At 39.3% G+C, this 25,440-nt stretch carries 21 protein-coding genes, 1 other RNA gene and 1 other annotated feature; of the genes, 20 read left to right on the top strand and 2 right to left on the bottom strand.

Translation table 11 applies throughout. From position 1 onward, the window contains the following. The first annotated feature begins 128 nt into the window (after positions 1-128). From secDF to dtd, 5 genes are all read left to right on the top strand, one after another. The gene (gene secDF / locus ACN6NE_RS07760; RefSeq protein ID WP_251386753.1) at positions 129-2,366 is read left to right on the top strand and encodes a protein translocase subunit SecDF; all 2,238 of its coding nucleotides are present in this window, start codon (positions 129-131) and stop codon (positions 2,364-2,366) included. A gap of 140 nt (positions 2,367-2,506) precedes the next feature. Further along, entirely contained in the window at positions 2,507-4,849 is a 2,343-nt protein-coding gene (gene recJ / locus ACN6NE_RS07755) for a single-stranded-DNA-specific exonuclease RecJ (protein ID WP_474325050.1), read from the top strand. Positions 4,850-4,864: 15 nt separating this feature from the next. Beyond that, on the top strand, positions 4,865-5,377 hold the full coding sequence (locus ACN6NE_RS07750; protein ID WP_013059309.1) for an adenine phosphoribosyltransferase: 513 nt from the start codon (positions 4,865-4,867) through the stop codon (positions 5,375-5,377). A 185-nt stretch (positions 5,378-5,562) separates the two neighbouring features. Further along, a complete protein-coding gene (locus tag ACN6NE_RS07745) occupies positions 5,563-7,761 on the top strand; it encodes a RelA/SpoT family protein (protein WP_474325048.1) in 2,199 nt (732 codons plus the stop codon). A gap of 15 nt (positions 7,762-7,776) precedes the next feature. Beyond that, on the top strand, positions 7,777-8,238 hold the full coding sequence (dtd, locus tag ACN6NE_RS07740; RefSeq protein ID WP_474325046.1) for a D-aminoacyl-tRNA deacylase: 462 nt from the start codon (positions 7,777-7,779) through the stop codon (positions 8,236-8,238). Here dtd and ACN6NE_RS07735 read toward each other — a convergent pair. Further along, on the bottom strand, positions 8,229-9,113 hold the full coding sequence (locus tag ACN6NE_RS07735) for an N-acetylmuramoyl-L-alanine amidase (RefSeq protein WP_474325044.1): 885 nt from the start codon (positions 9,111-9,113) through the stop codon (positions 8,229-8,231). The genes dtd and ACN6NE_RS07735 overlap by 10 nt on opposite strands. Before the next feature lie 166 nt (positions 9,114-9,279). On the opposite strand from ACN6NE_RS07735, the gene ACN6NE_RS07730 reads away from it, so the two are divergent. The 8 genes from ACN6NE_RS07730 to pstA all read left to right on the top strand — a co-directional run bounded on the left by ACN6NE_RS07730 (position 9,280) and on the right by pstA (position 17,377). Then, on the top strand, positions 9,280-9,456 hold the full coding sequence (locus tag ACN6NE_RS07730) for a hypothetical protein (RefSeq protein WP_013059305.1): 177 nt from the start codon (positions 9,280-9,282) through the stop codon (positions 9,454-9,456). Between the two features lie 87 nt (positions 9,457-9,543). Continuing rightward, positions 9,544-9,776 (top strand) — a binding site (T-box leader). 68 nt (positions 9,777-9,844) lie between these two features. Next, positions 9,845-11,113 carry a histidine--tRNA ligase gene (gene hisS, locus ACN6NE_RS07725; protein ID WP_016765628.1) on the top strand — a complete coding sequence of 423 codons (1,269 nt, stop codon included), beginning with the start codon at positions 9,845-9,847 and terminating at the stop codon, positions 11,111-11,113. A gap of 12 nt (positions 11,114-11,125) precedes the next feature. Next, on the top strand, positions 11,126-12,904 hold the full coding sequence (aspS, locus tag ACN6NE_RS07720) for an aspartate--tRNA ligase (RefSeq protein WP_474325042.1): 1,779 nt from the start codon (positions 11,126-11,128) through the stop codon (positions 12,902-12,904). Positions 12,905-13,023: 119 nt separating this feature from the next. Continuing rightward, positions 13,024-13,205: non-coding RNA, 6S RNA (ssrS, locus tag ACN6NE_RS07715), on the top strand. A 162-nt stretch (positions 13,206-13,367) separates the two neighbouring features. Further along, positions 13,368-14,132, top strand: a complete 765-nt coding sequence (locus tag ACN6NE_RS07710; RefSeq protein WP_013059302.1) for a tRNA threonylcarbamoyladenosine dehydratase — start codon at positions 13,368-13,370, stop codon at positions 14,130-14,132. Between the two features lie 422 nt (positions 14,133-14,554). Further along, complete coding sequence (locus ACN6NE_RS07705; RefSeq protein ID WP_013059301.1) at positions 14,555-15,439, top strand: phosphate ABC transporter substrate-binding protein PstS family protein; 885 nt, start codon at positions 14,555-14,557, stop codon at positions 15,437-15,439. 124 nt (positions 15,440-15,563) lie between these two features. Next, a complete protein-coding gene (gene pstC, locus ACN6NE_RS07700; RefSeq protein ID WP_129704876.1) occupies positions 15,564-16,451 on the top strand; it encodes a phosphate ABC transporter permease subunit PstC in 888 nt (295 codons plus the stop codon). Next, on the top strand, positions 16,448-17,377 hold the full coding sequence (pstA, locus tag ACN6NE_RS07695) for a phosphate ABC transporter permease PstA (protein WP_129704874.1): 930 nt from the start codon (positions 16,448-16,450) through the stop codon (positions 17,375-17,377). Before pstC ends, pstA begins: the two co-directional genes overlap by 4 nt. 46 nt (positions 17,378-17,423) lie before the next feature. On the opposite strand, the gene ACN6NE_RS07690 is transcribed toward pstA, so the two are convergent. After that, positions 17,424-18,701, bottom strand: a complete 1,278-nt coding sequence (locus ACN6NE_RS07690; RefSeq protein ID WP_129704873.1) for a replication-associated recombination protein A — start codon at positions 18,699-18,701, stop codon at positions 17,424-17,426. 226 nt (positions 18,702-18,927) lie between these two features. On the opposite strand from ACN6NE_RS07690, the gene cymR reads away from it, so the two are divergent. The 7 genes from cymR to ACN6NE_RS07655 all read left to right on the top strand — a co-directional run bounded on the left by cymR (position 18,928) and on the right by ACN6NE_RS07655 (position 25,421). Then, positions 18,928-19,344 carry a cysteine metabolism transcriptional regulator CymR gene (gene cymR, locus ACN6NE_RS07685; protein WP_013059297.1) on the top strand — a complete coding sequence of 139 codons (417 nt, stop codon included), beginning with the start codon at positions 18,928-18,930 and terminating at the stop codon, positions 19,342-19,344. A 23-nt stretch (positions 19,345-19,367) separates the two neighbouring features. Continuing rightward, positions 19,368-20,510 (top strand): cysteine desulfurase family protein, encoded by a 1,143-nt coding sequence (locus ACN6NE_RS07680; protein WP_474325040.1) that lies wholly within the window; start codon positions 19,368-19,370, stop codon positions 20,508-20,510. Positions 20,511-20,616: 106 nt separating this feature from the next. Further along, positions 20,617-21,729 (top strand): tRNA 2-thiouridine(34) synthase MnmA, encoded by a 1,113-nt coding sequence (mnmA, locus tag ACN6NE_RS07675; RefSeq protein WP_474325038.1) that lies wholly within the window; start codon positions 20,617-20,619, stop codon positions 21,727-21,729. 157 nt (positions 21,730-21,886) lie between these two features. Next, the gene (locus tag ACN6NE_RS07670; protein ID WP_013085089.1) at positions 21,887-22,546 is read left to right on the top strand and encodes a tetratricopeptide repeat protein; all 660 of its coding nucleotides are present in this window, start codon (positions 21,887-21,889) and stop codon (positions 22,544-22,546) included. Between the two features lie 24 nt (positions 22,547-22,570). Beyond that, a complete protein-coding gene (gene recD2 / locus ACN6NE_RS07665) occupies positions 22,571-24,928 on the top strand; it encodes an SF1B family DNA helicase RecD2 (protein WP_474325037.1) in 2,358 nt (785 codons plus the stop codon). Positions 24,929-25,069: 141 nt separating this feature from the next. Next, entirely contained in the window at positions 25,070-25,261 is a 192-nt protein-coding gene (locus ACN6NE_RS07660; protein ID WP_013059292.1) for a hypothetical protein, read from the top strand. Between the two features lie 25 nt (positions 25,262-25,286). Then, complete coding sequence (locus ACN6NE_RS07655; RefSeq protein ID WP_129704869.1) at positions 25,287-25,421, top strand: YrzQ family protein; 135 nt, start codon at positions 25,287-25,289, stop codon at positions 25,419-25,421. Positions 25,422-25,440 lie beyond the last annotated feature (19 nt).

Genomic DNA, 25,440 nt, shown 5'->3' with positions numbered 1-25,440 from the left:
AATACATGTATCAAAATTTGATAAGGTCTTTATTTGACAGACATTAGGTTATGAATGATAATTAGATTGGTCATTTATCTATTGTTATCATTTCATGTTTTTTACATAAGAAGGAGGATTTTCTGTCGATGGTTAAAAGAGGACGTATCGTTGCCTTTTTCCTCTTAGTACTGCTTGTGTTTAGTACAATCGGAACAACGATGACTGGAATTACAAAAGATATTAAACTTGGCCTCGACCTTCAAGGTGGATTTGAAATTTTATATAAAGTCAGTCCAGCTAAAAAAGGCGATGTCATTGACAAAAAGGCACTTAACAGCACGGTTGAAGCGCTCCGTCAACGTGTCGATGTATTGGGAGTTAGTGAGCCCAGCATTCAAATTGAAGGAAACGACCGCATCCGCGTTCAGTTAGCTGGTGTCACGAATCAAAAGCAAGCCAGGGATCTGTTATCAACTCAAGCAAACTTAACGTTCCGTGACGTGAACGATAAGGTGCTGATGGATGGTACAGACTTAGCGCAAGGCGGAGCAAAGCAATCGTTTGACCAAAGCAATCAGCCTAGCGTCTCACTAAAGTTAAAAAATGCGAAAAAATTTGAAAAGATCACGCGAGAGCTTTCTCAAAAACCAGCACCTAACAATTTAATTGTCATTTGGCTGGATTATGAAGAAGGAAAAGACTCGTACCAAAAAGAAGCGACAAAACAAAATCCGAAGTATCTATCTGCAGCCTCTGTTAGCAGCGTGTTAACACAGCCAGATGTTGAGATTTCAGGTGGAAACTTCACCGTGAAAAGCGCAACGCAGCTGGCGGAATTGCTAAATGCCGGGTCGCTGCCGGTTAAATTAGATGAGCTATACTCTACATCCGTTGGAGCACAGTTTGGAGAAGAAGCTCTTCATACGACTATATTAGCGGGTATTATCGGCATCGGAATTATCTTCCTTTACATGCTGTTTTTCTACCGCTTACCGGGGTTTATTGCCATTATTACACTCAGTTTTTATATCTACTTGAACTTAGTTGTATTTGACTTGATGCATGTGGTTATGACGCTTCCAGGTATCGCGGCTCTTATTCTCGGCGTAGGTATGGCAGTAGATGCAAATATTATTACCTACGAACGAATTAAAGATGAACTTAAAACAGGAAGGTCTGTTATATCGGCATACCGGGCAGGAAATCGTCGCTCTCTTGCCACCATTTTTGATGCCAATATTACAACGATGCTAGCGGCTCTTGTATTGTTCTTTTATGGTCAAAGTTCAGTAAAAGGATTTGCTACAACGTTAATGATCGGGATTGTACTAAGCTTTATTACGGCCGTATACGGTACGCGATTATTAATGAGTCTTTTAGTAAATAGCCGCTGGTTTGATAAAAAACCAGGCTACTTTGGCGTAAAGAAAGAACAAATTCACGATTTAAGTAAAGACGACGGCACAACCGTTTTGCCTACAGCATGGGATAAACTTGATTTTGTTAAATACCGTAAAGCGTTCTTCACGTTCTCAAGTGTGCTTGTTATTATCGGTATTATCTCGGTTGTTGTGTTCAGATTGAACCTTGGTATTGACTTTACGAGCGGAACTCGTATAGAGATTCCAGCAAATCATACCGTTACACAGTCTGAGATACAGCGTGAAATGAAGTCCCTTAATATCAAAACGGATGACGTAGTCATTACAGGAAAAGGTAATGACACGGGTGTCGTACGTGTAGTTGGGGTCTTGAATAAAAAAGAAATTGCCAATTTAAAAGATCATTTTAAAGATAAATACGGTTCTGAACCAAATGTAAGCACCGTTTCGCCGACGGTTGGAAAAGAACTGGCGAAAAATGCAATGATGGCAATTGCCATTGCTTCAATTGGAATTATCATCTATGTAACGATACGGTTTGAGTTTTACATGGCACTTGCAGCCGTGCTTGCCCTGTTGCATGATGCGTTCTTTATCGTTACGGTCTTCAGCTTAACGAAGTTAGAGGTTGATTTAACGTTTATTGCTGCTGTCTTGACGATTGTTGGTTACTCAATTAACGATACGATCGTTACGTTTGACCGCATTCGTGAAAATATGCAGAAATTTAAATCCAAAACGTTTGACGATTTGGCATTTATCGTAAATCTAAGTTTGCGTGAAACGTTTACTCGCTCAATGAACACCGTGTTAACAGTTGTAATTGCAGTTGTAGCACTTCTTCTATTCGGAAGTGAATCAATTCAAAACTTCTCAATTGCCCTGTTAGTAGGTTTAATCCTTGGTGCATATTCATCTGTGTTTATTGCTGCTCAGCTATGGCTTGTGTGGAAAGGAAAACAGTTGAAGCGTGAGGAACAAAAAGAAGTAGAAAGCAAGTAATTCAAAAACGTGCGAAGTATTCGCACGTTTTTTTGTGTGTGAAAATTCAAGACGCACTGTCAGAAAAATATGCTTATTTTCTTTCGTTGCTCCATTTCATCCACTCTAGTATAATAATGTGGGTTAAGGGGTGAAGAGACATGTTACAGTCAAAAAAACGTTGGAATGTTCAAGAATGTGATGAACATCTTGTTAATGAATTTGTAGAAAACCTCAATATTACACCTCTAGTAGCTTCGTTATTACTTAATAGAGGCATGACAACAGTAGAAGCGGCACGTGAGTTTTTACACGTTGATGCACAAACGTTCCACGATCCGTTTTTATTGCACGATATGGACAAAGCAGTAGCTCGTATTCAGCAAGCAATTGATCATAATGAAAAAATTATGATCTATGGAGATTACGATGCTGACGGCGTCAGCAGCACTTCTGTTATGTTATCTGCTTTACAGCAGCTTGGCGCTGATGTTGATTTTTATATTCCTAATCGCTTTACAGAAGGTTATGGGCCGAATAAGGCGGCATTTGATAAAATAAGCGCAGGCGGCTATCAGCTGGTGATTACGGTAGACACAGGTATTTCGGCAGTCGAAGAAACTGCGTATGCACGTGAATTAAATTTTGATTTAATTATTACTGATCACCACGAGCCCGGGCCGGTTTTACCGGATGCTTATGCAATTATTCATCCAAAGCTGCCGGGAAGTACATATCCATTTAAAGAACTGGCAGGTGTAGGAGTCGCTTTTAAACTCGCTCATGCGCTGTTAGGGGAGCTTCCGGAACATTTGTTAGAACTAGCAGTAATTGGGACGATTGCTGACTTGGTTCCTTTAGTCGACGAAAACCGCTTAATTGCTCGCAAAGGTCTTGACTATCTCAAGCTCACGAAGCGCACCGGAATTGAAGCGCTGCTGAGCGTATGTGGAGTAAAACGTGAAGAAATTAATGAGGATACAATCGGATTTGCGATGGCTCCTCGCATTAATGCAGTAGGACGTCTCCAAGATGCCGATCCAGCTGTTCATTTGCTTATGACAACAAATTCTGAAGAGGCAAAAGGTTTAGCTAAAGAAATTGATGCGTTAAACAAGGAAAGGCAGCAAATCGTAAACGATATTACAGAAGAAGCCGTTGAATTTGTTGAAGGTATGTATCCTCCGGATGAAAACAGCGTTCTTATTGTAGAGGGAGAAGGATGGAATGCAGGCGTTGTTGGAATTGTCGCTTCTAGGCTCGTAGAAAAGTTCTACAGACCAACAATTGTATTAAGTATTGACTCTGAAAACCGTGTTGCCAAAGGTTCAGCAAGAAGTATCGAAGGCTTTGATTTATTCGCGAACTTATCTAAATGCCGTGACATTCTGCCGCATTTTGGAGGGCATCCAATGGCAGCCGGCATGACATTAAACAGCGATGATGTAGAAGAGCTGCGCAGACGTCTTAATGAACAAGCAAGCAACGTGTTAACCGAACAGGATTTTATTCCAATTACATCAGTTGATAGAGTATGCACAACAGAGGAAATCACGCTGGAAAACATTGAACAAATGAGTGCGCTTGCTCCATTTGGTATGCATAACCCGAAGCCAAAAGTTCTCATTAAAGATGTTCATACAACATCTATGCGGAAAATTGGTGCTAATAAAAATCATTTAAAACTCGTATTTGAAGACAGCGGTGTATCGGTTGATGCAGTAGGATTTGGGTTAGGCTATATATTAGATGAAGTATCTCCTATAGCTAAAGTATCATTAGTAGGTGAACTATCTATTAATGAGTGGAACAATATGCGCAAGCCGCAGCTGATGGTGGAAGATATTTCTGTAGATGAATGGCAGATGTTTGATTATCGCAGTGCAGTTGATGTCAAACGTTTCTTTCAGCAAGTATTTACGGATCAAATGAAAGTTGTTGCTTTTCACGCTTCAACAATTGATAAATACAAGTCGCTGCTGCCGATGGAGCATGTTGTTCTTATTCAAAATGAAGAACAGGCAAAAGCATGTATGTTTGCAGGGGAACAGATCGTTTTATTAGATTTGCCTCCTTCACAGAAGTGGCTTGAATGTTTGTTTGTCCAAGGTATCCCTTCTAGAATATACGCTATTTTCTTAACGGAAGAAGACCATTATTTTGATACAATCCCAACTCGCGATCATTTTAAATGGTTTTACGGGTTTTTAGCGAAAAAGGGTCCATTTGATTTAAAACGCTACAAAGAAGATTTAGCGATTCATAAGGGCTGGTCAAAAGAAACGATTGATTTTATGGCAAAGGTGTTTTTTGAGTTAGAATTTGTTACAATAAACAATGGCTTAATTTCGTTAGTGAAAAATTCTGCGAAACGTGATTTAATAGAATCTGCGACTTATCGCCAAAAGCAGCAGCAGATTGAAATAGAAAAAAACTTTATTTATACGTCATATGTACAGCTTAAAAATCAATTTCAAGATATTTTTAAGCGTTCGATTGAATGAGGAGGCAACATTAGAATGAATTTTAAAGATTATATTACAATTGTACCTGACTGGCCAAAACCAGGTATTACATTTAAAGATATCTCAACATTAATGGATAACGGTGATGCATACCGTGCTGCAACGGATGAGATTGTAAAATATGCTAATGATAAACAAGTTGATATTATCGTAGGACCGGAAGCTCGCGGGTTTATCGTTGGTTGTCCAGTAGCATATGCGTTAGGTATCGGTTTTGCACCTGTTCGTAAAGAAGGAAAATTACCGCGTGAAGTAATCAAAGTAGATTACGGTTTAGAATACGGTAAAGACGTATTAACGATTCACAAAGATGCAATTAAGCCAGGTCAGCGCGTGTTGATTACAGATGATTTATTAGCAACAGGCGGTACAATTGAAGCGACAATTAAGCTTGTCGAAGAATTAGGCGGAATTGTTGTTGGAGCTGCGTTCTTAATTGAACTTTCTTACCTTGACGGCCGTGACAAACTAGACGGTTACGATGTATTCACATTAATGACGTATTAAGAAGAACGATCACATAAAAAAGAGTACCTGATACAGGTGCTCTTTTTTCGTTAAAAAACGTTAATACGTAAAATGGAAATGATGTAAATTTGATAAATTAAACGCAAAGGCTTTACATCCTTGGATTTTTTCAAGATAATAGTTACAATATGAATTAAAAATGCTAGTTGATAAAAGGTGATTTCATGGCAAATGAGCAAGTCCTAACAGCGGAACAGGTCATTGACAATACGAAGCGATATTTAAGTGAAGAAGACGTGGATTTTGTACAAAAAGCATATGATTTTGCAAAAGAAGCTCACAAAGAACAATATCGCAAGTCGGGTGAACCATATATTATCCACCCGATTCAAGTCGCAGGAATTTTAGTTGATCTAGATATGGATCCAGCAACAATTGCAGCTGGATTTCTACATGATGTGGTTGAAGATACAGAGATAACACTAAAAGATTTAGAAAAAGCTTTTAATGAAGAAGTAGCAATGTTAGTAGACGGCGTAACGAAACTGGGAAAAATTAAATATAAGTCTAAAGAAGAGCAGCAGGCTGAAAATCACCGCAAGATGTTTGTAGCAATGGCTCAAGATATTCGAGTCATACTGATCAAACTTGCGGATCGTCTTCATAACATGCGTACGCTAAAGCATTTACCGCAGGAAAAACAGCGACGCATTTCAAATGAAACGCTTGAAATTTTTGCTCCTCTTGCTCATCGTCTTGGTATTTCAAAAATTAAGTGGGAGCTTGAAGATACAGCTTTACGTTACTTAAATCCTCAGCAATATTATCGCATTGTAAATTTGATGAAGAAAAAGCGTGCGGAACGCGAGCAGTATTTGGCTGAAGTTATTGATGAAGTTCGAGAGCAAGTAGATGAAGTGTCGATTAAAGTTGAAATTTCAGGACGTCCAAAACATATTTATTCCATCTATCGTAAAATGGCACTGCAAAACAAGCAGTTTAATGAAATTTACGATTTACTAGCTGTGCGCATTATTGTAAATAGCATTAAAGACTGCTATGCGGTGTTAGGAATTATTCACACGTGCTGGAAGCCAATGCCAGGACGTTTCAAAGATTATATTGCAATGCCAAAACAAAATATGTACCAGTCTCTTCATACGACGGTTATCGGGCCAAAAGGTGATCCGTTAGAAGTTCAAATTCGAACGTTTGACATGCACCAAATTGCTGAGTATGGAATTGCTGCTCACTGGGCTTACAAAGAGGGAAAAACAGCTGAGCATGCTTCATTTGAAGAAAAGTTGACGTGGTTTAGAGAAATTTTAGAATTTCAAAATGATGCAAACGATGCAGAAGAGTTTATGGAATCTCTTAAAGTTGATTTGTTTTCTGACATGGTTTACATCTTTACGCCAAAAGGCGACGTCATTGAGCTTCCTTCCGGTTCTGTTCCAATTGATTTTTCTTATCGCATTCACTCTGAAATCGGAAACAAAACCATTGGGGCAAAAGTCAACGGCAAGATGGTCACGCTTGATTACCGTTTAAAAACCGGAGACATTATCGAAATCTTGACGTCTAAGCATTCGTATGGTCCAAGCAAGGACTGGTTAAAGCTTGCTCAAACGTCTCAAGCTAAAAATAAAATTCGCCAATTCTTTAAAAAGCAAAGCCGCGATGAAAATATTGAAAAAGGCAAAGAGCTGGTTGAAAAAGAAATTCGTCAAATGGAGTTTGACTTAAAAGAAGTATTAACAGCTGATAATATCAAACGAGTAGCGGAGAAGTTTAATTTTTCAAACGAAGATGATATGTATGCAGCTATTGGATATAACGGATTAACTGCGGCTCAAGTAGCTAATCGTTTAACCGAGAAGTGGAGAAAGCAGCGCGATCAAGAACAAGAGATCCAAATTGATGATATTGCACGAGACACTGCGGCCAAGCGTGTTCGCCAGCATAAACGAAAAGATTCCGGGGTTATCGTACCGGGTGTAGAGAACATGCTGATTCGCTTGTCTAAGTGCTGTAATCCAGTTCCCGGAGATGAGATTGTTGGTTTTATTACAAAGGGACGGGGAGTATCTGTTCATAGAGCAGATTGTTTAAACGTTCACACAGATGATGCTGAAAGCCGCCTTATTCCTGTAGAGTGGGAAACACATATTAAAGAAGGCAAAGAGTTTAACGTGGAAATTGAAATTTCAGGTTATGACCGCAGAGGCTTACTAAATGAAGTTCTGCAGGTTGTAAACGAGACTAAAACGAATATTTCAGCCGTTTCAGGAAAATCGGACCGAAACAAAATGGCTACGATTCATATGTCAATTTCTATTCATAACATCAGTCATCTTCATAAAGTGGTTGAGCGTATTAAACAGCTTCGAGACATTTATTCAGTTCGCCGAATTATGCATTAAGAAAGGTCGTTATACATGAGAGTAGTCGTACAAAGAGCAAAGAATGCAAAAGTAACTGTTGCAGGTGAAACGGTCGGTGAGATTAAGCACGGGTATATGCTTTTAGTGGGTATTACCCATGACGATACTGAAGCTGATGCAGAGTATGTAGCGGATAAAATTGTGAATTTGCGAGTGTTTGATGATGAGTCTGGCAAAATGAATTTGTCGCTTCTAGATGTAGAAGGAGAAATTTTATCGGTATCTCAATTTACGCTGTACGGAGATTGCCGAAAAGGCAGAAGACCAAACTTTATGGGAGCTGCTAGACCAGATCATGCTGTAACGCTTTACAACTATTTTAATAAAGTATTATCAGAAAAAAATATTCGAGTAGAAACCGGCGCATTTGGCGAAATGATGGACGTATCATTTACAAATGACGGACCGGTCACGCTTATTGTAGAAAGCAAAGAAAAAACGCAGGCTCACAGATGAGCCTGCGTTTTTTCTTTGCCTTGAAAGTAGTGATCTAATCCTTCAGCGATAGCGGACGTAATCATTTGCTGATAACTGATGGAATTAATATACGTTTCTTCCCGTTCGTTGCTTAAAAAGCCCAGTTCAATTAATGTACTCGGACGTGTATTTTCCCGAAGAACATAATAGTTTCCAAAACGTTCTCCTTTGTCTTTCAATTTTGCATGATTAATAAGGGACTGATGAATAGAATGTGTGAGTGGACTGTCCTGATGCTGATGGTAATAATACGTCATAAGGCCAGTTAGCTGTGAGCTGTTCGTACTGTTGTAGTGAATGCTTATAAAAGCATCTGCTTTAGTCGATTGCAGCGTGCGCTGTGAAAGTAGAAGGTACTCATCATGGGTGCGGGTTAAAATGACGTGTGCGCCTTCTTTTTGAAGTTTGTTTTGTAAAATAAGTGCTGTTCGGAGAGTGAGGTCTTTTTCATATGTGCCCTGTGTGCCGATGGCTCCTTTGTCTTTTCCTCCATGGCCTGCATCAATAATAATTGTTTTGCCCTTTAGGTGCCGCAAGCTTTTAATCAGCGTATAAACAGGCTGGCGCTGCGCTACCTGCATGCTAGGCTGAACGCTGTGGAGCGCTACGGTTTTCGTGAATTTTTTAAACACCCAGCCTTGAATATCGGAGCTTTCTACATAATACCAATCTCCTTGACGCTCTGAAACGGATAGTCTTGTATTCTTCGTCAATTTATTTGTAATTGAAAATGAACGTCCTGGACCGCTCCGTACATGAAGAGAGTCAGCTGTCACAATAACGGGTTGATGCAGCGGTACGTTTGGGCGCTCAAATGAGGAAGAGCACAGTAACAAAAGGATACTTGCAGCCAAAACAGATACAGACTTCATGTTTAGATGGCGAATAGATAGACCTCCTTTTTATAACAAAATAGAGTATTCGATGAAAATAAAAAAAATCCTTTCTCTTATGTAAAAACATCTTTTTTGGGCAATGCTAATAAAAGGATAAGTAAGTATAGGCAGGGAGGAAGAAACGATGAAGTTTAGTGAAAAAGGTGAACAATCATTTCAGCAGGTAAATCCGGTATTTGGCATTCATTTTCATGATTTTATTGACAGAGAAAGTGAAGCTTCATCCCTTGAATTGGCTTCTGAATTTGGTTTAACGCTTCGAGATATTCAGAAACTAAGAAAACAATTAGACCGCTCTTAACATGAAAGGTGCTTGACAACTGCTCATTTCATTCGTAATATAGAAAGCAATTGCTAAATTAAAATGAATGTATAACATTTTTATATTGATAAGCCAAAGATCGAGAAAAGTAGTAAAGATGACACATGGCTAGAGAGGAAATGTCTTAGGCTGAAAGCATTTCTACATGATGACTTTATGAAAGAACACTCAGGAGGCTTCACTCTGAAAAGGAAAACTTAGTAGGAGATGAACGTGTTCGTGCGTTAACGAAAAGAGTGGAAACATGTCATATGTTTCAATTAGGGTGGTACCACGTGAGATCAACTCTCGTCCCTACTATGGAAAAATAGTAGAGGCGAGAGTTTTTTTGTATTGTAAATTTTAAATATAGGAGGCATATCACGTTATGTCAGTTCAAATACCTAGAGGCACACAAGATATTTTACCGGGCAAAGTAGAATATTGGCAGTTTGTTGAACAGCGAGCAAGAGAAATCTGCCGTGCGTTCAACTATCAAGAAATTCGTACACCAATGTTTGAACACACTGAATTATTTTTGCGCGGAGTGGGAGAAACAACAGATATCGTGCAAAAAGAAATGTACACATTTAAAGATCGAGGTGACCGCAGCTTAACGCTTCGTCCAGAAGGAACAGCTGCAGTTGGACGATCATTTGTTTCAAATAAGATGTTTGGAAATCCAACGCAGCCAACCAAGCTGTTTTATATTGGCCCTATGTTTCGCTATGAACGACCTCAAGCGGGACGTTTCCGTCAATTCGTTCAGTTTGGTGTAGAAGCATTAGGGGTAAATGATCCAGCTATTGATGCTGAAGTTCTTGCCCTGTTAATGAGCTTTTACCAATCGCTTGGATTGAAAAAATTAAAGTTGGTTGTTAACAGTTTAGGAGATACAGAAAGTCGTCAAGCTCACCGTCAAGCGCTTATTGACCACTTTGCACCTCGCATTGGAGAGTTTTGCAGCGACTGCCAAAGCAGATTGGAGAAAAATCCTCTTCGTATTTTAGACTGTAAAAAAGATCGGGACCATGAGCTGATGGCTACAGCGCCGTCTATTCTTGATTATTTAAACGACTATTCAAAAGAATATTTTGAAAAAGTACAGCAGTACTTAACCGATTTAGACATTGACTATGTTGTAGATCCGACCCTAGTACGCGGGTTAGATTATTATAATCACACAGCATTTGAACTAATGAGTGAAGCAGAAGGATTTGGCGCCATTACAACTCTTTGTGGCGGAGGCCGTTATAATGGGCTGATTCAAGAAATCGGCGGACCTGAAACACCGGGTATTGGATTTGCTTTAAGTATCGAACGCTTATTATCTGCATTGGAAGCAGAAGGAATTGAGCTTCCGGTAGAAACAGGCGTAGATTGCTATGTAGTAACCATGGGCGATGAAGCAAAAGAAAAATCCGTTTCAATTGTAAATACGCTTCGACGCGCAGGCTTTGTAGCCGATAAAGATTATCAAGATAAAAAAATGAAAGCTCAGTTCAAAGCAGCTGATCGTGTACAAGCAAAATTTGTTGTTGTTCTAGGTGAAGATGAGCTAGCAAAACAAGTTGTAAACGTAAAGAATATGGAATCTGGCGAACAGCAAGAAGTATCAATTGATCAATTGGTCAGCTATTTGCAAAAACAAGTATAAGGGGGAACCATGATGACAAAACGTTCATACTACTGTGGAGATGTAACAGAACAAGCAACTGGCGAAACAGTTCTATTAAAAGGATGGGTTCAAAAACGCCGTGATTTAGGGGGATTAATCTTTATTGATTTACGCGACCGCGGCGGAGTTGTACAGGTTGTATTTAATCCTGAAAAATCTGCTGAAGCGCTAAAAATTGCTGAAGATGTACGTAATGAATTCGTACTGGAAGTGCAAGGAACTGTTGTGGCTCGTGAAAAGGGAACCGTTAACCCGAACTTAAAAACAGGTAAAATTGAAGTTCACGCTGAACAGATTACGGTATTAAACAAAGCCAAAACACCTCCTTTTGCTATTGCGGATCAAACGGAAGTATCAGAAGATGTTCGATTAAAATATCGTTATTTAGACCTTCGACGTTCTGAGATGTTTAACACGCTTAAAATGCGCAATGACATTACAAAAACAATTCGTGACTTCTTAGATCAAAATGACTTTTTAGATGTTGAAACACCTATTCTAACGAAAAGTACGCCAGAAGGCGCGCGTGATTATCTTGTGCCAAGCCGCGTGCACGAAGGGGAGTTTTATGCTCTTCCTCAATCACCGCAAATCTTTAAGCAGCTGCTAATGGTAAGCGGAGTTGAGCGTTATTATCAAATTGCTCGCTGCTTCCGTGATGAAGACTTGCGTGCAGATCGTCAGCCTGAATTTACTCAAATCGATATTGAAACATCATTTTTATCTCAAGAGGACATCATGACAATGACGGAAGAAATGATGTCTAAAGTAATGAAGCGCGTAAAAGATTTAGATGTAACGACGCCTTTCCCGCGCATGTCATATGATGAAGCGATGAGTCGCTACGGTTCAGATAAGCCGGATACACGTTTTGAAATGGAGCTAGTCAACTTATCAGAGCTTGTGAAAGACTGCGGGTTCAAAGTATTTAGCGCAGCAGTTGAAAACGGCGGAGAAGTAAAAGCAATTAACGTAAAAGGTGCCGCTTCTAGCTATTCACGTAAAGATATCGATGCTCTAACAGAGTTCGTGAAAATTTACGGTGCTAAAGGGTTAGCATGGCTGAAAGTTGAAGCTGACGGCTTAAAAGGACCGATTGCAAAATTCTTCAATGAAGATGAGCAAAAGCAATTTGCTGAAGCTCTTCAAACGGAAGAAGGAGATTTACTTTTATTTGTAGCTGATAAAAAGTCAGTTGTAGCAGATGCACTTGGCGCTCTTCGTCTAAAGCTTGCAAAAGAACAAGGAATTATTGATGAAACGAAATTTAACTTCCTATGGGTAACAGATTGGCCTCTTCTTGAGCATGACGAAGAAGACAACCGTTACTACGCGGCTCATCATCCATTCACAATGCCAGTTCGTGAAGATTTACCAATGTTAGAAAGCGATCCTGGACAAGTCCGTGCACAAGCATATGACTTAGTATTGAATGGTTACGAACTTGGCGGAGGATCTTTACGTATTTACGAGCGTGATATTCAAGAAAAAATGTTTAAAACGCTTGGATTTACATTAGAAGAAGCATATGAGCAGTTCGGTTTCTTACTTGAAGCATTTGAATACGGTACTCCTCCTCACGGCGGAATTGCGTTAGGTCTTGACCGTTTGGTTATGCTTCTAGCAGGACGCACAAACTTGCGTGATACAATTGCCTTCCCTAAAACAGCAAGTGCAAGCTGTCTATTAACAAACGCACCTGGTGAAGTAAGTGAAGCGCAATTAGACGAGCTGCATTTGCAGGTGAAAAAGCAAAAAACAGAAGCGTAATCGATTGAACCGTCCGTTAAATCGAGCCTGTCACTGGAACGTGACAGGCTCGATTTTTTTTGTTTTACTTATTAATTGCAAAGTGATTTTTTCTGTGATAAGATACTTTCAAGAACTAAATAGTCCTGATGTGTTCGTCCTTAATCCAGTTTTGACCGAACAATTTTTTGCTTGGGAGCTCGGAGTTTTTAACGAGCGTACATGCCTCATCTCGAGGACTTACAATGGTTAAAGCAGAGCACCCACCTGCCGAGAGCGGGTTCAAAACGAAGGCACTCGAGACGGCACGATCGGGACTAGCATACATATAAGAAATCCTCTATGTAATTATTTGCATAGAGTTTTTTTATGGATAAATAACGAATGCTCATGTTCGTTTTGCTAAAAATATGGTATAGTCAATTTCGTTGTTTATTTGAATTATTCATACACGTTGGTGTATTTAATAGAGGAGTGTTTTAACATGTTGCATCAGTTTTCGCGTAATGAACTGGCGATAGGAAAAGAAGGGCTAGCTACTTTAAAAGGCAGCACAGTTGCTATTTTAGGGATAGGAGGAGTAGGGTCATTTTCTGCTGAGGCTTTGGCTAGGTCAGGAGTAGGGCGTTTAATTCTTGTAGATAAAGACGATGTTGATATTACAAACGTAAATCGTCAAATTCATGCGCTGCTTTCTACGGTAGGTCAGCCCAAGACAGAATTAATGAAAAAGCGTATTTTAGATATTAACCCAGACTGTGACGTCGTTTCTCTTCAAATGTTTTATACGGAAGAAACATATGAAGAGTTCTTTAGTTACAAACCGGACTTCGTAGTGGATGCATCCGATACGATTTCGTATAAAATTCATTTAATGAAAGAATGTTTAAAACGTGATATTCCAATTATTTCAAGTATGGGTGCTGCGAATAAAATGGATCCAACACGTTTCAAAATTGCAGACATTTCAAAGACACATACAGATCCAATTGCAAAAGTAGTTCGTACTCGTCTGCGCAAAGAAGGAATTCGCAAAGGAATTAACGTCGTTTTTTCTGATGAACGTCCAATCGTTATTCGCGAAGAAGTTCGCAAAGAAGTAGGAAACGATCAAGCGCAAATTCGCAAAGCGAAAATGCCCCCATCTTCTAATGCTTTTGTTCCATCTGTAGCAGGATTAATTATGGGCGGTCATGTTATTAATGAATTATTAAGTGATATTAAGATTCGCCGCGTAGGTGATGAATAAAAAGAAGGCTATCGCAGCCTTCTTTTTTTTATGGAAATATCTGTTCTATTTATGCTTTGGATGGAATCTTCTGTTTGATATGTATAAAAAGTACTAATAAATTGAAAAATATGGCTTGATGGTGAATTTACACTGTATTAAAAAAAGAGATTTATGTAAATTTATTTAACGCTTTATTTACATAAAATTTACGTTTTCGCTTTCTTTCTTTTGTATCTTCTACAGCAATATTCAGAAAGTCTTATATATCAAGGGTTTTGATAGAAATAAGAAAAAATAAACCCCAAATAAGTAAGTTTACAGTAACTTAAAATTCACTTCATATAAAGACAACAATCTACTCGTATAATGTGTCTTGTACCTGTTGTTCGAGTACAAAGGACTAGTACTAATTACACATATATTTATTGGAGGGTAATGTAATGAAAACAAAGGGTTTTAAAGTAACATTAGCAGCTTTTTTAATGGTAGGAGCACTAGCAGCATGTGGTAAAGACGGAGCAAGCAACGACAGTGGTTCGGGCAGCAAAGAAGAAGTGTCAGGTACGTTAACAGCGGCGGGATCTACAGCTTTACAACCACTTGCAGAAGAAGCAGCGAATGGAATTACTGAAAAATATCCAAACCTTTCAGTAACGGTACAAGGTGGAGGTAGTGGAACTGGTGTTAACCAAGTAGCATCAGGAGCAGTTGACATTGGAAACTCTGACGTTCCAGCAGCCGATAAAATCGAAGATAAATCAAAAGCAGATAAACTTGTAGATACGAAAGTAGCGGGCATTGGGTTCGCACTTGTTGTAAATAAAGATGTAAAAGTAGAATCGTTAACAAAAGAGCAAATTCAAAAGATTTTCTCTGGTGAAATTAAAAACTGGAAAGAAGTTGGCGGAAACGACGAAAAAATTAACGTAATCAACCGTCCAGCATCATCTGGTACACGTGCTACATTCGAGAAAACATTAATGGGTGACGCAAAAGTAAATGACAGCGTTGGTACAGCTCAAGATTCAAACGGAGCGGTTGAGCAATCAGTGAACTCAACGCCAGGAGCAGTAAGTTACCTTGCTATGTCGTATTTAATTGGCGATAAAAAAGAAAGTTTAAAAATGCTTAATATTGATGGTGTAGAGCCAACAACAGAAAACATTGTTTCTAAAAAATATCCGTTTTGGTCTTATGAGTACATGATTACAAACGGTGAGCCAAAAGATGGTGCAAAAGAGTATATTGACTACGTAGCTGGTAAAGACTTTGCTAAGCAAGTAGAAGATATGGGATATATCCCAATGACTGAGTTCAAAAAATAAGAGTGTTTTTAAAAAGAATAGGGCTGACTAACACAGTCAGTCTTATTCTATTTGAATGTTAATAAAGTATATAGCGAATAAAAAGAAAAGCGAATATATACTGAATATGTAAGGAGACAGAGCGATGAAGGGGAAAAAATCCATTAATTATGTAAAAAGCGAATACATTGGCCGTACGCTTTCTACATTTTGCGGTATTTTAATTGTACTTGTTACGTTAGCTATTATCGTATTTATTTGTGAAAAAGGCATACAGTCATTTTTACAAAGTAATATATCAATCGGTGAAATGTTGACTTCAACAAAATGGAGTCCAAACAATAAAGAATACGGTGCACTTGTGTTTATTCTGGGTTCCATGCTTGTATCAATCGGAGCCGTTATTATAAGCGCTCCAATTGGAATTGCTATTGCCATTTTTAACAACTATATTTCGCCTAAATTTGGTTCAACGGTTTTAAGACCAGTGTTAGAACTGTTAGTCGGCGTTCCTTCAGTGGTATACGGTCTTTTAGGGGTTACCATTTTATTGCCGCTTCTTCGCGATAATTTCGGTGGAGTGGGCTTTAGTTTGATTGCCGGAATTATTGTCTTAAGCGTCATGATTCTTCCGACAATTGCAAGTATTGCTGACGATGCCATTCGAAGCGTAGCACCTGAATATTTAGAAGCTTCTTATGGATTAGGTTCAACGAGATGGCAGGCAATTAGCCGAGTCATTATTCCATCTGCTAAAACAGGTATTTTAACAGGTATTGTGTTAGGGCTTGCCCGCGCCTTTGGAGAAGCGCTAGCTGTTCAAATGGTTATCGGAAATACGGTTAAGCTTCCTGAAAGCTTATATAGCCCAACGGCAACATTAACGGGTATTTTAACAATGGATATGTCTAATACGTTAAACGGAACGGCATGGAATAACGCACTGTGGACGTTAGCCATGATTTTACTGCTTATTTCTTTCGTGTTCATTTTAATTATCCGAGCAATTGGGAAACGAGGTGCTCATCAATGAGAAACAAAAATGCACGCACAGTAAATAATATATGGACAGGTGTTTTTTATGTCATTGCCGCTCTAGTAGTTGCGCTATTAGTGTATTTAGTTGTTGAAATAATCGCCAAGGGCTGGGGATTTTGGGATCCGAACTTTTTATTTGGAAAGCCAAGCAATACGATGGCAGGAGGCGGTATCGGACCGCAGCTGTTTAACTCGTTCTACATGCTTGTTTTAACGCTGATCATTTCTATTCCTCTTGGTTTAGGAGCCGGAATTTATTTAGCGGAGTACGCGAAGCAAGGTCGTTTCTTAAATTTCGTTCGCTTATGTATTGAGACAATGGCGTCATTGCCGTCCATTGTAGTTGGGTTATTTGGATTATTAATTTTCGTCACATTTTCCGGCTGGGGCTATACGCTTATCGGCGGAGCACTTGTGATTACAATTTTGAATTTACCGGGTTTAACGCGCGTATGTGAAAGTGCGATTGCATCTGTTCCTGCGAGTGTAAAAGAAGCGAGTTTAGGTTTAGGTGCGACTAAATGGCAGACAATTGTTAAAGTCGTCATTCCATCAGCGATTCAACAAATTATCACAGGTGTTATTTTAACAGCGGGACGAATCTTTGGAGAGGCAGCTGCGTTGATTTATACGGCTGGCTTAACGACGCCGATGTTAAATTCAAATGCTGACTTAACGAGTCCTGTAAATCCGTTTAATATTTTTCGACCAGCAGAGACGCTTGCCGTCCACATTTGGAAATTAAACTCTGAAGGAATCGTACCTGATGCAAGATTGATTGCAACAAAGTCAGCTGCTATTCTGATCATTATGGTTCTGTTGTTTAACATTATCGCTCGTTTAGTCGCTAAACTTTTAGACAGCTATTTCAAAGGTTCAACAAAAACGAAAAAGCAAAAAGAGGTTAAAAGTGCAGCTTAATAGATAAAGACAAAAAAGAAAATGGCTTTGAAACTGAGCATCAGTTTCAGCCATTTTCTTTTTTTAATATCTCTAAACGATTGAAAACTTTTGAAAAGTATTTTTCTTGTCCATTTTGTTTAGGATGAAAATATTGTTTGTTTTTGATGCGATCCGGTAAATACTGTTGAAGGACCCATCCGTTATCAAAGTCATGCGGGTATTGATATTCAACGCCTCGGCCAAGGTTCTCTGCTCCTTTGTAATGAGCATCCTTCAAATGAGGGGGAACGTCGCCGGACAGCCCTTTTTTAATATCACTTATCGCTTCATCTAATGCTTTGTAAGCAGCGTTGGACTTCGGTGATAGGCAAAGCTCAATAACGGCGTTTGCAAGTGGGATACGTGCTTCTGGGAGCCCTAATCGCTCAGTTGCTTGAATAGCTGCGAGAGTTCTCATGCCGGCATCCGGATCAGCTAGTCCAATGTCTTCATAGGCAATGACTAAAAGGCGACGATTGATGCTGATCAAGTCTCCTGCTTCAATTAGCCGTCCCAAATAATGAAGAGCGGCATTTACGTCGCTGCCGCGAATCGATTTTTGAAAAGCCGATAATACATCATAGTGAGCGTCACCATTTTTATCATGTGAAAAATATTTTTGCTGCAGACATTCTTCTGCCGTTTGTAAGGTAATAACGATTTTACCGTCGCTTTCACCTGTTGATAAAACAGCCAGTTCCAGAGCATTCAAAGCCGAGCGCACGTCACCGTTGCAGCTGTTAGCAAAGTGGTTCATGGCGTCATCTTCAACGATAATTTTTCTATCCCCAAATCCGTTGGATGAGTCGTTGAGTGCTCTTGTTAGCGCCATTTTGATATCATCTGGCGTAAGAGATTTTAATTCGAAGATTTGGCATCTGCTTCGAATAGCAGGATTAATCGCGTGATAAGGATTGCTTGTTGTCGCTCCGATTAGAATGATCATGCCGTTTTCTAAATAAGGAAGCAAAAAGTCTTGCTTGGCTTTGTCAAGGCGATGAACTTCATCTAACAGCAGAATTACTTTGCCTGACATTTTGGCTTCTTCGGCGACAATTTCCATATCTTTTTTATTGTTTACAACGGCATTTAACTGACGAAACGCCGTGTTGGTTGTTTTTGCAATAGCTGTGGCAATTGTTGTTTTTCCAACGCCTGGAGGCCCATATAAAATCATCGAGCTTAAGTGATTTGCTTTTACCATTCGATAAATCATTTTATCTTTGCCAACTAAATGCTGCTGCCCGATAACGTCATCTAAATGAGTCGGACGCATTCGAAATGCGAGAGGTTTTGTAGCCATGTTTTTCTCCTTTCTTTTCTTTCACTGTATCACAAGAGGTGAATAGGTGGTGGAAATTTATCTTATAGGCATAGTATGTTATAATATCAACAGTTACATTTGCAAGAAACGCGTATAGAGAAGTTCATATAGCTTAGTAAAAAACGACTCATCACAGCATTCAGTGACAACGTGAGGGTCTTATTTTTTTCATAAATAAAAAAAGTGTATTGAAGGAGTGTATCGTATGAAAATTTCAACAAAAGGACGCTACGGTTTAACGATTATGATTGAGCTTGCGAAGCGCTTTGGCGAAGGGCCTATCTCGCTTAAAACTATTGCTCAAACGCATGACTTATCTGAACATTATTTAGAGCAGCTTATTTCACCGCTGCGTAACGCTGGGCTTGTAAAAAGCGTGCGCGGAGCTTATGGAGGTTACATCTTAGCACATGAACCTGCTAACATTACTTCTGGCGATATTATTTCTGTTTTAGAAGGTCCTATTAGTCCTGTAGAAGGAATTGAAGATGAAGAGCCTGCAAAACGCGAGCTGTGGATTCGTATTCGAGATGCGGTTAAAGAAGTGCTAGATAGTACAACGCTTGAAGATTTAGCAAATCATTCTGATGATGATCAAGCGTCTTATATGTTTTATATTTAATAATGAGCTAGGAGGCGTTTATTTTGGAACGTATTTATATTGATCATGCAGCAACGTCTCCAATACATCCAGCAGTCGTTGAGAAAATGACGACTTTTATGCATGAGTACTTTGGGAATCCGTCTAGTATTCATCACTACGGGCGGGAAAGTCGACGCTATTTAGACGAAGCTCGCCAAACGATTGCAGCAAGTATTGGAGCACACGAAAATGAACTGATTTTTACAAGTGGTGGGACAGAAGCAGATAATATGGCACTGATCGGAGTAGCTCTTGCAAACCGCCATAAAGGAAATCATATTATTACCACGCAAATTGAACACCACGCTGTGCTTCATACGTGTGAATATTTAGAAACACAGGGCTTTGAAGTGACTTACTTACCAGTTAATGAGTACGGACAAGTATCTGTGGATGAAATAAAATCAGCCCTAACCGATCAAACAATTCTTGTGTCGGTGATGTTTGGAAATAATGAAGTAGGTGCTATTCAGCCAATTGGAGAAATTGGAGTTCTATTAAAAGAGCATGGAGCATATTTCCACACGGATGCAGTGCAAGCTTATGGATTAATTCCGTTAAATGTGCAACAATTAGGTGTCGATCTTTTATCCGTTTCGGCTCATAAAATTAACGGACCAAAAGGGATGGGCTTTTTATATGCAGCTGCTCACGTTTCACTGTCTCCTTTGCTATTTGGAGGAGAACAAGAGCGCAAACGACGAGCTGGAACTGAGAACATGACAAGTATTGTCGGGTTTGAAGAAGCTGTGAAAATTTCGCAACAAACGCTGCAAACACGTGCAGATGAATATAGAAGATACAAAGAAATAATGGTAGCTGTGTTGAAAGAAGAAGGTATTTCATTTGAAATTAACGGACATCTTGAAAATTCTCTGCCACATGTGTTAAATTTATCATTTCCAAAAACAAATGTTGAATCGATGCTCGTAAATTTAGACTTAGCAGGAATTGCGGCATCGAGCGGTTCAGCTTGCACAGCGGGAGCAATCGATCCTTCTCATGTGCTTGTTGCTATGTTTGGAAAAAGGTCTGAACGTTTAACAACTTCTATTCGATTTAGCTTTGGCTTAGGAAACTCAGCTGAGCAAATTGAAAAAACCGCACGTCAAACAGCAAACATCGTTAAGCGACTAACGATGTAAATAGCAGCCATCAGTAGGGTCTTCATCCCTCACTGATGGTTTGTGTCGTTTCTTTCGCTTTTTAGCGAACAATTTAATTAAAATGAAGAAAACGGAGGTGGCGAAGTTGACAAAATCACCTAAAGATACACGTGTAGTAGTCGGAATGAGCGGAGGCGTTGATTCATCTGTAGCAGCTCTTTTATTAAAACAACAAGGATACGATGTGATCGGAATCTTTATGAAAAACTGGGACGATACGGATGAAAACGGCGTTTGTACTGCGACTGAAGATTATAACGATGTTATTCGCGTATGTAATCAAATTGGTATTCCTTACTATGCAGTCAACTTTGAAAAACAATATTGGGATAAAGTATTTACCTACTTTTTAGATGAATATAAAGCAGGTCGTACGCCGAATCCTGATGTAATGTGTAATAAAGAAATTAAATTCAAAGCCTTTTTGGAGCATGCAGTGACGCTAGGAGCAGATTATCTAGCGACAGGACATTATGCACGCGTTGCGTACCGCGACGGGGAGTATAAAATGCTTCGAGGCGTAGATGGAAATAAAGATCAAACGTATTTCTTAAATCAATTAGGACAAGATCAGCTTTCCAAAGTAATGTTCCCGATTGGTGAAATTGAGAAATCAAAAGTGCGTGAAATTGCGAAAGAAGCAGGCCTTGCTACAGCAACGAAAAAAGACAGCACAGGTATTTGTTTTATTGGTGAACGCAACTTCAAAGAATTTTTAAGTCAGTATCTTCCTGCTCAGCCAGGTGTAATGCAAACGCTTGACGGCGAAGTGAAAGGCAAGCACGACGGTCTTATGTACTACACGATTGGCCAACGCCATGGTTTAGGTATTGGAGGCAGCGGTGAACCTTGGTTTGTAGTCGGAAAAGATTTAGAAAAAAATGTTTTGTACGTCGATCAAGGCTTTCACAATGATCTTCTTTATTCTACATCTCTTACAGCAACCAATGTCAGCTGGGTAAGCGACCGTGACTGGTCGTCACCAATGACGTGCACAGCAAAATTCCGCTATCGTCAAACCGATTCAGCAGTAACCGTTGAAAAAGTCGATGATGATACAATTAAAGTTATTTTTGCTGAACCTGTTCGCGCAATTACGCCAGGTCAAGCAGTTGTGTTTTACAAAGATGATGAATGTCTTGGCGGAGCAACAATTGACAAAGTATTTCAAGAAGAAGAGCAAATCTGGTACGTATAATTCATATAAGCAAGAACGAAAAACCTCGGCCGTATATAGCTGAGGTTTTTCTATGATATACTTTACTTATTGGGTAAACTAATAACTTACATATTCTAGATTTTCATGATGTGAAAATCTTTTAAATCATAACTAAAACAGTGGAGTGAACGAAAAAATGACAGATAAAAATCAGCTAGGAATTCAGTATATGCAGGAAGGGAAATTTGAAGAGGCTGCTAAAACATTTTCAGAAGCAATTGAAGATAATCCAAAAGATCCAATTGTGTATGTGAATTTTGGCAATTTGTTAGCGGCTGTTAGTGAGATGGATCGTGCTTTGAAATTTTATGAACGTGCGATTGAATTAGATGAAGAAACGGCAACAGCGTATTACGGAGCAGGAAATATTTATTTTAATGCAGAGCAGCTTGAGCAGGCAAAGCACTACTTTGATTTAGCAATCAAAAAAGGCTTAGATTCATCCGATGCGTACTTTATGCTTGGTTTAACGCTGTTTCATATGGAAGAAATTCGTTTTGCGATGCCTTATCTTCAGCGGGCGGTAGAACTAAACGAGCATGATGTAGAAGCAAAATTTCAGTACGGTCTTTGTTTAGCACAACTCGAAATGGTAGATGAAGCGATTGCTGAATTTCTTAAGGTAGTCAATCAAGAGCCAGAACACGCCGATGCTTTTTATAATTTAGGCGTAGCGTATGCCATGAAAGATGACAAAGACAAGGCGATTGAGATGTTAGATGAAGCTTTAAACGTGCAGCCAGATCACGTAATGGCAGCAAATGCCAAACAAGTTCTGTCTACATTAGAACATTAAGAAAGCGGGTAAAGGAAGGATAACATGAACGAAGAACAAGTGAACCCTTCACAGCCAGAACGTCATTATATAAGCGGCACGTCGATTGTAACGGTCTTTCATAACGAAGAAAACTTATATAACGTTACGCGGATACGGATCAAAAAAACAAATTTAGAGATTGAAGATAAAGAAACGGTCGTTACAGGCTATTTTCCTAAGCTGAATGAAGATGAAGTATACACGTTTTACGGAGACTTCAAAGAGCATCCAAAGTTTGGTCTGCAGTTTCATGTTGAACAGTTTAAAAAAGAACTTCCGCAATCAAGGCAAGGGGTTGTTCAGTACCTGTCTAGCGATTTATTTCACGGAATCGGTAAAAAAACTGCTGAAAACATTGTGGACGCCCTAGGAGAACGCGCTATTTTTCGTATTTTGCAAAATGAGTCTGTGCTAAAAGAGGTTCCGAGGCTTTCAGCCGACAAGGCAGAAGCTTTAGTCACGCAGCTTCGTGAACATCAAGGGTTAGAAGAAGTAATGGTAAAGCTGACAGACCTCGGGTTTGGACCGCAGCTTTCGATGAAGATTTTCCAAGCGTACAAACAAGAAGCGCTTGAAATTGTTCAAAATAATCCTTATCAGCTCGTAGAAGATATTCAAGGTATTGGCTTTAGCAGGGCCGATGAACTTGGAAAGAGGCTTGGTATGGCAACCAATCATCCTGATCGTTTGCGTGCAGGTATTTTATACGTCATTGAGCAAGAATGCAATCAAATGGGGCATGTATACGTCACGGCAGATCAGCTGTATAGAAAAACAGCAGAGCTTCTTCGAAAAAGCAGGCATGAGAATCTGTCTGAAATGGATCTTACAAGAGAAGTGGACGCATTAAAAGCAGACAAAAAGCTTATCATTCAAGACGAAAAAATTTATTTTCCTCCCCTTTTCTATGCTGAAAAAGGGCTGGTTAAAGCTATTCAAAAAATTATGGCTCAAATGCAGTACGAAGAGCAGTTTCCAGAATCAGAATTCTTATTGGCTCTGGGTAAACTAGAAGAGCGATTAGACGTGCAATATGCACCTTCTCAGCGCAAGGGCATACAAACCGCTTTAATGTCTCCGATGCTTCTTTTAACAGGTGGACCAGGTACGGGGAAAACAACGGTTATTAAAGGAATAGTCGAACTCTATGCAGAACTTCACGGATGTTCGTTAAATCCAGGGGATTATAAAAAAGATGAAGCTTTTCCTGTTTTACTTGTGGCACCTACTGGACGCGCTGCTAAACGAATGAGTGAAGCGACGGGACTTCCGGCAGTTACAATTCACAGATTATTAAAATGGAACGGACAAGAAGGATTTGATCATAATGAAGAAAATCCAATTGACGGAAAATTACTGATTGTGGATGAAGTATCAATGGTAGATTTGTGGCTTGCTCATCAGCTGTTTAAATCTCTTCCTGCTAATTTACAGGTTATTTTAGTTGGAGACGAAGACCAGCTTCCTTCAGTAGGTCCGGGACAGGTGTTAAAAGATTTACTGAGTTCAGAAGTAGTTCCTACCGTCCGTCTGACAGATGTATACCGGCAAGCGGAAGGATCTTCAATTATTGATTTGGCTCATGAAATAAAAAAAGGAAAGCTTCCGGAAGACTTATCAAGGCAGCAAGGAGATCGTTCTTTTATTCGTTGTCAAGGACAGCACATCACGAACGTCGTGCAACAAGTTTGCGGGAATGCGTTAAAAAAAGGCTATACGGCTAAAGATATTCAAGTTCTAGCTCCTATGTATAAAGGTCCTGCAGGTATTGATAAGCTGAATGAAGTTCTTCAGGAATTATTCAACCCGGCTTCTGAGCAAAGAAGAGAGCTTAAGCACGGAGATATTACGTACCGAGTCGGAGATAAAGTGCTGCAGCTTGTAAATCAGCCGGATAGCAACGTATTTAACGGAGATATGGGAGAAATCGTCTCGGTTTTCTTTGCCAAAGAAAATACGGAAAAACAGGATATGCTGGTTATTTCATACGAAGGAAATGAAGTAACTTACACAAAGCAAGACTTTAATCAAATAACTCATGCATACTGCTGTTCCATTCATAAATCACAGGGAAGTGAATTTCCCATTGTTGTGCTTCCAATTGTTAAAAGCTATTACCGGATGCTGCGACGCAATTTACTTTATACCGCCGTTACGCGAAGCAAACAGTTTTTAATTTTATGCGGCGAAGACGAAGCGTTTCAGCTTGGAGTCAGCCGAAATGAAGACAGCGTCCGACAAACGAATTTACAGCCCTTGCTTCGAGAAAGCTTGGATAACGACATAGAAGATCCCGAAATTCCATTTATGAAAGATGCAAATATTGGGATGGAAAACGTTACGCCGTATGATTTCATGTAACCTTTCGCATGCTAACAAAGAGTTAAATAAACTCCTTTGTTGCCATCCTTCTTTGCTAATTGTCAGAAAATAAAGTATGGACATGGAAAGAAGTGGACATAATGCGTTTATATAAGTAGAACGTATAAAGAGGTGTCGACTTTGTTTAAATGTCCAAACTGTAAAAGTATTGACGTTGGCAAAATTGGTGTAAATCAGTATTACTGCTGGAATTGTTTTATTGAAATGACTATTTCAAAAGGACAAATTAATACTCACCAAGTAGAAGAAGATGGAACATTGAGCTCGCTTGATGATTTGTTCTCAGACGACGAGCGCACAATCAATTTCTAATTCTTTTTTACCGGGAGGAAGAGCAATGGGCAGAATCATTCCGTCAGTAGTCGCTTTCGGTCTTGGAGCTTATGCATTTAAAATGGCAGATGATCGAGAGATGTTTACAAAAAGAAATATGAAAAAAATGCGTAAACGTATGATGAAAGCTATTTACTAATAAAAAAAGCACTATTGCA

The sequence above is a fragment of the Priestia sp. 53B2 genome (assembly GCF_056099005.1).
This window is presented reverse-complemented; position numbering and strand designations above follow the sequence as displayed.

Bases quoted from the DNA above. Each gene is read 5' to 3' on its own strand.
- secDF (WP_251386753.1), top strand. From the start codon at position 129: ATGGTTAAAAGAGGACGTATCGTTGCCTTTTTCCTCTTAGTACTGCTT.
- recJ (WP_474325050.1), top strand. From the start codon at position 2,507: ATGTTACAGTCAAAAAAACGTTGGAATGTTCAAGAATGTGATGAACAT.
- ACN6NE_RS07750 (WP_013059309.1), top strand. From the start codon at position 4,865: ATGAATTTTAAAGATTATATTACAATTGTACCTGACTGGCCAAAACCA.
- ACN6NE_RS07745 (WP_474325048.1), top strand. From the start codon at position 5,563: ATGGCAAATGAGCAAGTCCTAACAGCGGAACAGGTCATTGACAATACG.
- dtd (WP_474325046.1), top strand. From the start codon at position 7,777: ATGAGAGTAGTCGTACAAAGAGCAAAGAATGCAAAAGTAACTGTTGCA.
- ACN6NE_RS07730 (WP_013059305.1), top strand. From the start codon at position 9,280: ATGAAGTTTAGTGAAAAAGGTGAACAATCATTTCAGCAGGTAAATCCG.
- hisS (WP_016765628.1), top strand. From the start codon at position 9,845: ATGTCAGTTCAAATACCTAGAGGCACACAAGATATTTTACCGGGCAAA.
- aspS (WP_474325042.1), top strand. From the start codon at position 11,126: ATGACAAAACGTTCATACTACTGTGGAGATGTAACAGAACAAGCAACT.
- ACN6NE_RS07710 (WP_013059302.1), top strand. From the start codon at position 13,368: ATGTTGCATCAGTTTTCGCGTAATGAACTGGCGATAGGAAAAGAAGGG.
- ACN6NE_RS07705 (WP_013059301.1), top strand. From the start codon at position 14,555: ATGAAAACAAAGGGTTTTAAAGTAACATTAGCAGCTTTTTTAATGGTA.
- pstC (WP_129704876.1), top strand. From the start codon at position 15,564: ATGAAGGGGAAAAAATCCATTAATTATGTAAAAAGCGAATACATTGGC.
- pstA (WP_129704874.1), top strand. From the start codon at position 16,448: ATGAGAAACAAAAATGCACGCACAGTAAATAATATATGGACAGGTGTT.
- ACN6NE_RS07690 (WP_129704873.1), bottom strand. From the start codon at position 18,701: ATGGCTACAAAACCTCTCGCATTTCGAATGCGTCCGACTCATTTAGAT.
- cymR (WP_013059297.1), top strand. From the start codon at position 18,928: ATGAAAATTTCAACAAAAGGACGCTACGGTTTAACGATTATGATTGAG.
- ACN6NE_RS07670 (WP_013085089.1), top strand. From the start codon at position 21,887: ATGACAGATAAAAATCAGCTAGGAATTCAGTATATGCAGGAAGGGAAA.
- recD2 (WP_474325037.1), top strand. From the start codon at position 22,571: ATGAACGAAGAACAAGTGAACCCTTCACAGCCAGAACGTCATTATATA.
- ACN6NE_RS07655 (WP_129704869.1), top strand. From the start codon at position 25,287: ATGGGCAGAATCATTCCGTCAGTAGTCGCTTTCGGTCTTGGAGCTTAT.